Source organism: Dermacoccus sp. UBA1591 (assembly GCF_002322065.1).
GTDB lineage: Bacteria > Actinomycetota > Actinomycetes > Actinomycetales > Dermatophilaceae > Dermacoccus > Dermacoccus nishinomiyaensis.
Map to the genome: position 1 here is coordinate 1 of NZ_DCNR01000060.1, position 9507 is coordinate 9507.

Genomic DNA, 9507 nt, shown 5'->3' on the forward strand with positions numbered 1-9507 from the left:
CTCGAACTCGAAAGGAAGCGGCATCACACCCGGGACGCTTCACCCATGCCTACGGCAAGATTCGGGTTTTCCATGACGCGGAGCAGCACACGCTCACGATCGGCGACTAATGTTCGCTGGGAGAAGGTTCTGTCTATTGGGTAGGTGGTGGTCACCGCCCGGACTGGGTGATCACATACCCGTTCAACACCCTTGACGCGAGATTCTCAGGAATCCATGGCCATCCGTTGAGCCGTGGGAACGTCGAGGTCGGCAGTGATGTCTGGGTGGGTTTCGAGGCGTTGATCATGTCGGGTGTGACCATCGGCCACGGTGCGGTCGTTGGTGCTCGATCCGTCGTGACGAGGGACATCGAGCCCTATACCATCGTGGCTGGTTCGCGAGCGCGGGTGGTACGTAAGCGCTTCGACGATCGGACGTTAGCGCGTCTACGCGACATCGCTTGGTGGGAGTGGGATGAGGCGGAGGTGTTCGCCGCAGCACCTTTCCTGCAGAATGCTGACATATCGGCCCGTATCGAAGGTGTCGATTCGGGCTCGTAGGGTCCTTCTTCTGCAAGACGGCTGTCTGGCTCGGCTGTTACGCCGCGCGGGAGACCGAGCGGGCCCGGGACCCGGCGATGACGCTCGCGTAGTAGTCGAGCAGACGCTGCGTCATGCCGTTCCAGGAGCGGCCGGCCATCTTGCGCGCGCCCGAGGCGCCCATGCGCTCGCGCATCGCCTCGTCGCTCACGAGCGTCCCGATGCTCTGCCGCAGCGAGCCGGACGCGTCCGGGTTGAACAGCAGACCGGTGACGCCCGGCTTGACGATGTCGAGCGGGCCCCCGGCTGCGGGCGCGACGACGGGCAACCGCGACGCCATCGCCTCTTGCAGCGTCTGTCCGAAGGTCTCCTTCGTGCCCGTGTGGCAGAAGATGTCGAAGCTCGCGTAGCTGTGGGCGAGTGTCGCGCCCTCCTGACGGCCGAGGAAGTGCGCGCGCGGCAGCAGTGCGGCGATCTCATCCCGAGAAGGGCCCTCACCGACCAGCGCGATGCTGATGCCCGGCAGGTCGGCGATCTCGGCGAGGCGGTGCAATTCCTTCTCCGGCGCGAGACGCCCGACGTACCCGACGATCACCTCGCCGTTCGGCGCGAGGCGTGAGCGCAGCTGCGCGACCTGCGGCGAGCGGCGCAGCTCGGGCGAGTAGGTGGCCGTGTCGACGCCGCGCCCCCACAGCGCAACACGCGGCACGCCGTGCGCGGCGAGCTCGGTGATCGCCGCGCTGCTCGGAGCGAGCGTCAGGTCGGCGAGGGAATGCAGGTGACGCACCCAGGTCCACGACGCGCGATGTGCAAGGGGGCCGACGGGCCCACCGTGCTGTGCGACGTAACTGGGCATGTCGGTCTGGTAGATGGCAACCGTGGGGATACCGAGGTTGCGCGCCGCAGCCAACCCTCGCGCGCCGAGGCCGAAGGGTGAGGCGGCATGAACGACGTCCGGAGCGAAATCGCGCAGGATCTGTTCGAGTCTCCGGGTCGGCAGCCCGACACGGAACGCGCGAAGAGTGACGGTCGGCACCGTCGTCACACGAAAGCCGAGGTAATGTGTCGGGGCGGGGGAGGGGCAGATGACGAGAACGTCGTGCCCTCCGGCAGCCGCGAGACAGTCGAGCACCCGGCACACGCTCGTGGTGACGCCGTTGAGCGTCGGCAGGAACGATTCGGTGACGATCGCAATTCGCACGTGCTCAGCACACCCCGCGACGGTGACGCGTGCGCACCCGCGCGATGGCGCCACGCTGAGCGTCAGGTGAACAGCGCGTGGCCCCACGCGAATGCACGCCTCGACCCGCCACGCCCGCCCGGGTGAACTACGGTAAGGGTCATGTCAGACGTGCAGTCGAGCCCGATCGAGGGCTTCTGGGGTGTGATTCCCGCGGGTGGATCGGGAACACGGTTGTGGCCGCTGTCGCGCGCGAACTCGCCGAAGTTCCTGCACGATCTCACCGGGTCGGGGCGCTCGCTGCTGCAGGGGACGGTCGACCGGCTGCAGCCGCTGTGCGGCTCCAACCTCCTCATCGTCACGGGCGCCTCGCACGCCGAGGCCGTGCGTGAGCAGCTGCCCGAGCTCGGCCCGAACGACCTGCTCGTCGAACCCAGCCCGCGCGAGTCGATGCCCGCCATCGGCCTCGCCGCCGCGATCCTCGAGAAGCGGGATCCCGACGCAGTCCTCGGCTCGTTCGCAGCCGACCAGGTCGTCGGCGACACGTCGGTGTTCGAGGACACCGTGCGTCAGGCCGTCGAAGTCGCGCGCGAGGGCTACCTGGTCACCGTCGCCATCCGCCCGACGTACCCATCAACCGGCTTCGGCTACATCCGCGCCGGCAACAACCTCGGCATCGACGGTGCGCCGGACGCGACGATCGTCAAGGCCTTCGTCGAGAAGCCCGACGGCCCGACGGCGCAGGCCTACGTCGCGACCGGCGAATACGCTTGGAACGCCGGCATGTTCGTCGTGCGCGCCGCGACGCTCATGGAGATGATCGAGCACTACCAGCCGCGCCTGGCCGAGTACCTGCGCATCATCGCTGACAACCCGTTCCGCCTCTCGGAGCTGTGGCCGCGCCTGACGAAGATCGCCATCGACAACGCCATCGCCGAACCGGCGGCGGTCGACGGGCGGGTCGCGACGGTGCCCGGCTCGTTCACCTGGGACGACGTCGGTGACTTCGCCTCGCTCGCGTCGCTGCTCGTCGAATCGGCCGACGCGCCGGGCGTCAAGGTGCTCGGGGAGAGCGAACTCGTCGTCATGCAGGACGCGACGGGCGTCGTCGCGCCGCGCTCGGGGCGCACCGTCGTCGCCATGGGTATCGAGGACGTCGTCGTCGTCGACACCGTCGACGCGGTGCTCGTCACGACGCGTGAGCGTGCCCAGGACGTCAAGAAGATCGTCGAACAACTCAAGCTGAGTGGCCGCGAAGACCTCACCTGAGGTTGACCAAGCTGGAGCACTGAGCTGGGCCAGTCATGTGGTCACCACACCTCATCGAAGCTGGCAGATACCTAGCGGGGGTTATCGAATGGGAATGCGTGTAGCAGTCATGACTTGGAGGGCAAGGGCTGACGCGTTGTTGGGACGCGAATTCACGATCGGAGCTCGGGCCGCAACTGTGCTCGTGAGTGCATCGTTCGTCTTCTTGTGCCTCCCTCGGATCTCGGGATGGACCCTGTCCCATGTCCACAAGGAAGACGGAGTCATATTCCTGCATGACTGGGTGGAGCATGGATGGGGTTCTGTATTCGAGCTGTACACGGGCTACCTTCACGTCGTACCGCGGCTGACCACGGCTTTTGCGGCTTCGTTGCCACCTGAGGCGTTCGCTCCGGTGATGGGACTGCTGCACGGATAGGTGACATCGACTCTGTGGTGCCGTTCGGTGCCGCAGGAGAGGATGTGCACCATGCCCAAGCCGTACCCCAAGGAGTTCCGCCAGAACGTGATCGAGGTCGCTCGCTCTCGTGAGGCCGGGACGACGTTGAAGGAGATCGCGAAGGACTTCGGGATCTCGGAGTCCTGCCTGACGAACTGGATCGCCATCGCTGACCGGCAGGACGGGAACAAACCCGCCGCCGCGGTGAGCGACTCTGGTGAGTTGCGTGAGGCTCGCCGTCGGATCCGGTTGCTCGAGCAAGAGAACGAGGTGCTACGCCGCGCTGCGGCGTACCTCTCGCAGGCGAACCTGCCGGGAAAATGATGTACCCGCTCGTCCGTGAGCTGGCCGCCCAGGATGCCCCGATCAGGGTGCCTGTGACGGTGACGTGCCGGGTCCTGAAACTTGCCAGGGCGCCGTACTACCGGTGGCTGGCCAACCCCGTGACCGACGCCGACTGGGTGGAAGCGCACCGCGCGAACGCGTTGTTCGATGCACACCGTGACGACCCGGAGTTCGGGTACCGCCTCCTAGCTGACGAGGCCCGCGACGCCGGGCAGGAGATGTGCGACCGCACCGCGTGGGCGATCTGTTCGAGCAACGCGTGGTGGAGCGTGTTCGGGAAGAAGCGCGCGAAGAAGGGCCGGCCCGGCCCGCCGGCGCACGATGACCGCGTCCAGCGTGACTTCACCGCGACCGGCCCGAACCAGCTGTGGCTGACCGACATCACGGAGCACCGCACCCGTGAGGGCAAGGTGTTCATGTGCGCCGTCAAGGACGTGTGGTCCAACCGGCTCCTCGGGTACTCCATCAGCTCGCGGATGAAGGCCCGCCTGGCCGTGCAGGCGTTGGAACACGCCGTGGACACCCGCGCCCGAGCGGGCGTCGACGTGGCCGGCTGCATCGTCCACAGCGACCGCGGGTCCCAGTTCCGGTCCCGCAAGTACCTGCGCGCCCTGTCCCGGCACGACCTGCTCGGATCCATGGGACAAGTCGGCTCGAGCGCGGACAACGCCGCCATGGAGAGCTGGTTCGCACTCCTGCAGAAGAACGTCCTGGACCGCCGAACCTGGGACACCCGCGACCAGCTGAGGCTGGCCATCGTCACCTGGACCGAACGGACTTACCACCGCCGACGACGCCAAGCCCGCCTCGGCAAGTTGACCCCCATCGAGTACGAGACCATCATGACCACAGCGGCCACCCAGGCCGCATGACCAACATGTCACCTATCCGTGCAGCAGTCCCGATTGGTGTTTTGGCCGCGGGGTGGCGCATCTGGCTCGCCACGGTCAGCTACTGGGCGTTCAGATCACTGGACTGGTCACCGAAGAGCAGCGCTGTCGCCGCCTCGATGTTCGTCCTTGTACCGGCAGGGCAGCACGAAGTGCTCGGCAACCTGACCAACGAGCGGTGGTTCTGTGACGCGGGCCTCGTGGTCATCGCGCTCTCACGTCTGACCGGATTGCGCGCAGCATTGGCGAGTGTGACAGGGCTGCTGTGCGCGCTGTCGGATCCGCTGGCCATTGCGTTGATCCCGGTTCTGGCCATGGGCGTGTGGCTGAATCGGGGGCGGGGTTGGCTGGCGCCTCTGACGGCGATCACAGGTGCCCTCATTCACGCGGCAATGCTTGACTCGGGGGCGCGACAAGCTGGTGTATCTGCTTGGCTCCATCTGCCAGGAGAACTCTTGGGTCAGTTCGTGGTGAGAGGGCTTGAGATCCCGCAGTTCGGCGTCACCGGTACGATGGTGGCAAACAAGCTGGCCCCCTGGCCGGTCGTGGCGCTTGGCGTGCTTCTGCCTATTGCCATCCTGCTGAAGTGCCGCGACCGTCGGCTCCTTCTGATGCTTGCCACAGCCTGGTATCTTTTGGCTTGTTCGATCGTCTTCGCGTCACCTCAAGATCTCACCGTCTCAAACTGGTTCGCGGCGGGTCAACCGTCACGGTATTCACTGGTGCCGTCAATTCTTCTCGCCATGGTGGCGGTCGGAGTGGGGAGGCTGCTGTGGGGTCGAGGTCAAAAGACGCTGCCCATCCTCGTGGCGTGCGCGTTCCTCGTTGGCATGATCCTTGATTTTCGCGGGGATCCGCAGAACGCCGAGGGTCCGACATGGGCAAACACCGTTGAGCGAGCACAGACACAGTGTCGTGCTACGCCCCTCGTCGTCACGCCGGTAGAGTTCAACCCGACAAGGCATCCGCAGAAGTGGGAGGCGCCTATCCGCTGCGCGTGGTTGATGCGGTGAGGCTGGTTCCATCGGCGACAATGACGGCATGAACCTCGATCTCGACGCCCTCCGCCGCGCCGCGCTCACCCACGGGTACGAGAAGGCGCTGAGGCCCGCTCTCTTCCGCATCGGCGGGGGAGACGCCGAAGCAGCGCACCACGCGACGATCAAGGCGATGGCGCAACTCGGTGCGCTGCCGGGCAACGGCCTGGCCGTCGACGCCCTCGGCGCCGCGCTCGGTGCGCCGTCGGACCCCGTCACCCTGGCCGGCATCGACTTCCCCGGCCGTGTCGGCCTCGCCGCGGGCGTCGACAAGGACGGCGTCGCCGTCACGTCCTGGCAGGCACTCGGCTTCGGCCATGTCGAGGTCGGCACCGTGACGGCGCACGCGCAGCCCGGCAACCCGACACCGCGCCTGTTCCGCCTCAAGGCGAGCGAGGGCATCATCAACCGGATGGGCTTCAACAACGCCGGCTCCGAAGCGCTCGCCGCCACCCTGCGCGCCGCACGCGCCACGGGGACCGTCAAGATTCCCATCGGTGTGAGCCTCGGCAAGACGAAGACCACACCCGTCGAAGACGCCGTGGGCGACTACCTCACGTCGCTCGGACGCCTGTCGGGCCTCGCCGACTACTTCGCCGTCAACGTCTCGAGCCCCAACACCCCCGGACTGCGCTCGCTGCAGGACAAGGCGCCGCTGCTCGAACTGCTGCAGGCGATCACGACACGCGAGGCGCACCTCGCCGCGCAGCGCGGCACACGCGCGACGCCGGTGTTCGTCAAGATCGCCCCCGATCTCACCGAGGACGCCCTCGAGGACGTGCTCGACGTCGCACACGGCGCTGGAGTCGCCGGCCTCATCGCGACGAACACGACCCTGACGCGCGACGGCGTGGCCCCCTCCGAGCAGCGCCTCGCACACGAGGCCGGCGGCCTGTCCGGCGCGCCCCTGACCCGCCGGGCCCGCGCCGTCGTCGGGTTCCTCGCCGCACGCACCCAACTACCGATCATCGGGGTCGGGGGCGTCATGAACGCCGACGACGGGCTCGCGCTCGTCGACGCCGGAGCCGACCTGGTGCAGGTGTACTCCGGGTTCATCTACCGCGGGCCCGCCCTCGTGCGCGACCTCAACGAAGCACTGCGGATCCGCCGGCGCTGAGCGGGGCGGCCCGCGTCGACGGGCACGCCGCATGGGCCATAGACCGCGGCGGGGACGCCCCACCCCCACGGGCGGACGTGACGCGCGTTACAGTGCCCTCATGAGTGGCGTAGACGATCGCAAGCAGACGACCGAATCGGGTCTCGGCCTCAAACCGGTGTACTCGGCCAACGATCTCGCCGGGTTCGACCCCACGACTCGCCTGGGCGAGCCGGGCTCCTACCCCTTCACGCGCGGCGTGTACCCGTCGATGTACACGGGGCGCCCGTGGACGATGCGCCAGTACGCCGGGTTCGGCACGGCGCGTGAGAGCAACCAGCGCTACCACGAGCTCGTCGCCAACGGCACGGGCGGGTTGTCCGTCGCGTTCGACCTGCCGACGCAGATGGGCTACGACTCGGACGCACCGCTCGCGCACGGCGAGGTCGGCAAGGTGGGCGTCGCCATCGACTCGCTCGACGACATGCTCGTCCTGTTCGACGGGCTGCCGCTCGACGAGGTCTCGACGTCGATGACGATCAACGCGCCCGCCTCGAGCCTGCTGCTCATGTATCAGCTCGCTGCCGAGCGGCAGGGCATCCCGGGTACGAAGCTCACGGGCACGATCCAGAACGACGTGCTCAAGGAGTACATCGCGCGCGGCACGTACATCTACCCGCCCGCCGAGTCGCTGCGGCTCATCTCGAACATCTTCGAGTACTGCCACACCGAGATCCCGCGCTGGAACACGATCTCGATCTCCGGGTACCACATGGCCGAGGCAGGCGCGACGCCCGCGCAGGAGATCGCGTTCACCCTCGCCAACGCCAAGGAGTACGTGCGGGCGGCGCTCGCCGCGGGCCTCGACGTCGACGACTTCGCGCCGCGACTGTCGTTCTTCTTCGTCGCGCGCACGACGCTGCTCGAGGAGGTGGCGAAGTTCCGTGCCGCTCGCCGTCTGTGGGCGCGCATCATGCGGGACGAGTTCGGCGCGAAGAACCCGAAGTCGCAGATGCTGCGCTTCCACACCCAGACCGCCGGCGTACAGCTGACGGCCCAGCAGCCCGAGGTCAACCTCGTGCGCGTCGCGCTTCAGGGCCTCGGCGCCGTCCTCGGTGGCACGCAGAGCCTGCACACGAACAGCTACGACGAGGCCATCGCGCTGCCGACGGCCAAGGCCGCCCGCCTCGCGCTGCGCACCCAGCAGATCCTCGCGTTCGAGACGGACGTGACGAAGACCGTCGACCCGTTCGCGGGTTCCTACGTCGTCGAGTCGATGACGGACGACCTCGAAGAGGAGGCGATGACGCTCATCCAGGCCGTCGAGGACAAGGGCGGGGCGGTGCGCGCCATCGAAGAGGGCTTCCAGAAGAACGAGATCGAGAAGAGCGCCTACGACGTCGCGCTGCAGATCGACTCGGGGGAGCGGGTCGTCGTCGGCGTCAACAAGTACACCCTCGACGAGGAGGAGCCGTACGAGCCGCTGCGCGTCGACCCGGCGATCGAGGCCGAGCAGTGCGAGCGTCTCGCCACGCTGCGGGCGAACCGCGATCAGGGTGCCGTCGACGCCGCGCTGGAGAAGCTGCAGACCGCGGCCTCCGGCGCCGACAACGTCCTGTGGCCCATGCGTGAGGCCCACGCCGTCGGCGCCACCGGCGGCGAGGTGAGCGACGCCCTGCGCGCGGTGTGGGGCAAGTACACGCCGCGCGACGCGTTCTGAGGCATCGCTCGGGCCGGCCGAGGTGAACGAGGGGCGGCAGTGCGCGGCCGGGCGACAATGAGCACGCTCGAGAAATCGTCGATACCTCCGGCCCGGGCTCGGGCCCCCGAACGAGAAGGACGTGGTGGCCCTGAGCTCCCGCAAGTCACCCCTGGCCGGCATGGGGATCGGGCAGAAGTTCGCGACGATCGCGCTCGCCGCCCTCGCCGTCATCGCGCTACTCGCTGTCCTGACCGGGCGCGGGGGAGGAGGCGGCGCGAGCAGCTCTCCGTCGTCGAAGTTCTCGCCCGCGACCTACTCGGACGGCCCGTCGTCGTCCGGTGAGAAGTCGGGCGGTGCGAAGTCGGGTGGGGCGGGCCGGGCATCGTCGAGTGCCCCCACATCGGGTGACGTCGACGCCGCCGGCGTGGTGCCCGTCGCGCAGCTGCCCGCGCAGGCGCGGGCGACGCTGAAGCTCATCGACGCAGGGGGGCCGTTCCCGTACTCGCGTGACGGCATCGTCTTCGCCAACCGTGAGGGCCGCCTGCCCAAGCATCCGCGCGGCTGGTACCACGAGTACACCGTCGAGACGCCGGGAGAATCCGACCGCGGCGCTCGCAGGTTGATCCAAGGCAAGGACGGCACCATCTATTACTCGGGCGACCACTACAAGAGCTTCCGGAGGGTGCAGAGATGACGGCTGCGACGGTGCGTGGGCTGATCGAGGCGGGCCAGGGCGGCTGGGTGCCGCGGGGGCTGACAGGCCCGACGTCCGACGAGTTGCGCTCGCTGTGCAAGGACGCGGGGTGGTGCTTCGTCGAGGTGCGCCTCGCCGGGGTGGCGGACAAGCCCGACCTCATGCGCACTCTCGCGCGCCAGCTCGAGCTGCCCGCTTACTTCGGCGGCAACTGGGACGCCCTCGAGGAATGCCTCGGCGACGTCGTCGCGCGCGAGGACGGCATGGTCCTGCGGCTCAAAGGCCTCGGCGCGCTACCCGCGGGCCTGAGCGACCCGCTCGTCGACATCGTCGA

Annotated in this window: 9 protein-coding genes; 8 read left to right on the forward strand and 1 reads right to left on the reverse strand. The window is 68.0% G+C overall.

Annotated features, from left to right (window positions below; genetic code table 11):
- Nucleotides 1-167 precede the first annotated feature (167 nt).
- The gene (locus B2284_RS06795) at nt 168-542 is read left to right on the forward strand and encodes a CatB-related O-acetyltransferase (protein WP_286697315.1); all 375 of its coding nucleotides are present in this window, start codon (nt 168-170) and stop codon (nt 540-542) included.
- Nucleotides 543-579: 37 nt separating this feature from the next.
- On the opposite strand, the gene B2284_RS06800 is transcribed toward B2284_RS06795, so the two are convergent.
- A complete protein-coding gene (locus B2284_RS06800) occupies nt 580-1722 on the reverse strand; it encodes a glycosyltransferase family 4 protein (RefSeq protein WP_074046563.1) in 1143 nt (380 codons plus the stop codon).
- A gap of 141 nt (nt 1723-1863) precedes the next feature.
- On the opposite strand from B2284_RS06800, the gene B2284_RS06805 reads away from it, so the two are divergent.
- The 7 genes from B2284_RS06805 to B2284_RS06835 all read left to right on the forward strand — a co-directional run.
- Nucleotides 1864-2970, forward strand: a complete 1107-nt coding sequence (locus B2284_RS06805; RefSeq protein WP_074046556.1) for a mannose-1-phosphate guanylyltransferase — start codon at nt 1864-1866, stop codon at nt 2968-2970.
- Nucleotides 2971-3439: 469 nt separating this feature from the next.
- Nucleotides 3440-4626, forward strand: a protein-coding gene (locus tag B2284_RS06810) for an IS3 family transposase (RefSeq protein ID WP_131940674.1) whose coding sequence is annotated in 2 segments (ribosomal slippage) — nt 3440-3724 and nt 3727-4626 — 1185 coding nt in all. Because the reading frame shifts where the segments join, the coding sequence is not laid out codon by codon here.
- Entirely contained in the window at nt 4623-5657 is a 1035-nt protein-coding gene (locus B2284_RS06815; protein WP_286697316.1) for a hypothetical protein, read from the forward strand. Before B2284_RS06810 ends, B2284_RS06815 begins: the two co-directional genes overlap by 4 nt.
- A 28-nt stretch (nt 5658-5685) precedes the next feature.
- Nucleotides 5686-6798 carry a quinone-dependent dihydroorotate dehydrogenase gene (locus B2284_RS06820; protein ID WP_131941364.1) on the forward strand — a complete coding sequence of 371 codons (1113 nt, stop codon included), beginning with the start codon at nt 5686-5688 and terminating at the stop codon, nt 6796-6798.
- Nucleotides 6799-6898: 100 nt separating this feature from the next.
- Nucleotides 6899-8497, forward strand: a complete 1599-nt coding sequence (locus B2284_RS06825; protein ID WP_286697317.1) for an acyl-CoA mutase large subunit family protein — start codon at nt 6899-6901, stop codon at nt 8495-8497.
- 121 nt (nt 8498-8618) lie between these two features.
- Nucleotides 8619-9173 carry a guanyl-specific ribonuclease gene (locus tag B2284_RS06830; RefSeq protein WP_286697318.1) on the forward strand — a complete coding sequence of 185 codons (555 nt, stop codon included), beginning with the start codon at nt 8619-8621 and terminating at the stop codon, nt 9171-9173.
- Nucleotides 9170-9507: barstar family protein (locus B2284_RS06835; RefSeq protein ID WP_286697319.1), on the forward strand; the 338-nt coding region annotated here is incomplete at its 3' end. The genes B2284_RS06830 and B2284_RS06835, both read left to right, overlap by 4 nt.

Coding starts and splice junctions, on each gene's coding strand:
- B2284_RS06820 (WP_131941364.1), top strand. CDS start 5,686: ATGAACCTCGATCTCGACGCCCTCCGCCGCGCCGCGCTCACCCACGGG.
- B2284_RS06825 (WP_286697317.1), top strand. CDS start 6,899: ATGAGTGGCGTAGACGATCGCAAGCAGACGACCGAATCGGGTCTCGGC.
- B2284_RS06805 (WP_074046556.1), top strand. CDS start 1,864: ATGTCAGACGTGCAGTCGAGCCCGATCGAGGGCTTCTGGGGTGTGATT.
- B2284_RS06815 (WP_286697316.1), top strand. CDS start 4,623: ATGACCAACATGTCACCTATCCGTGCAGCAGTCCCGATTGGTGTTTTG.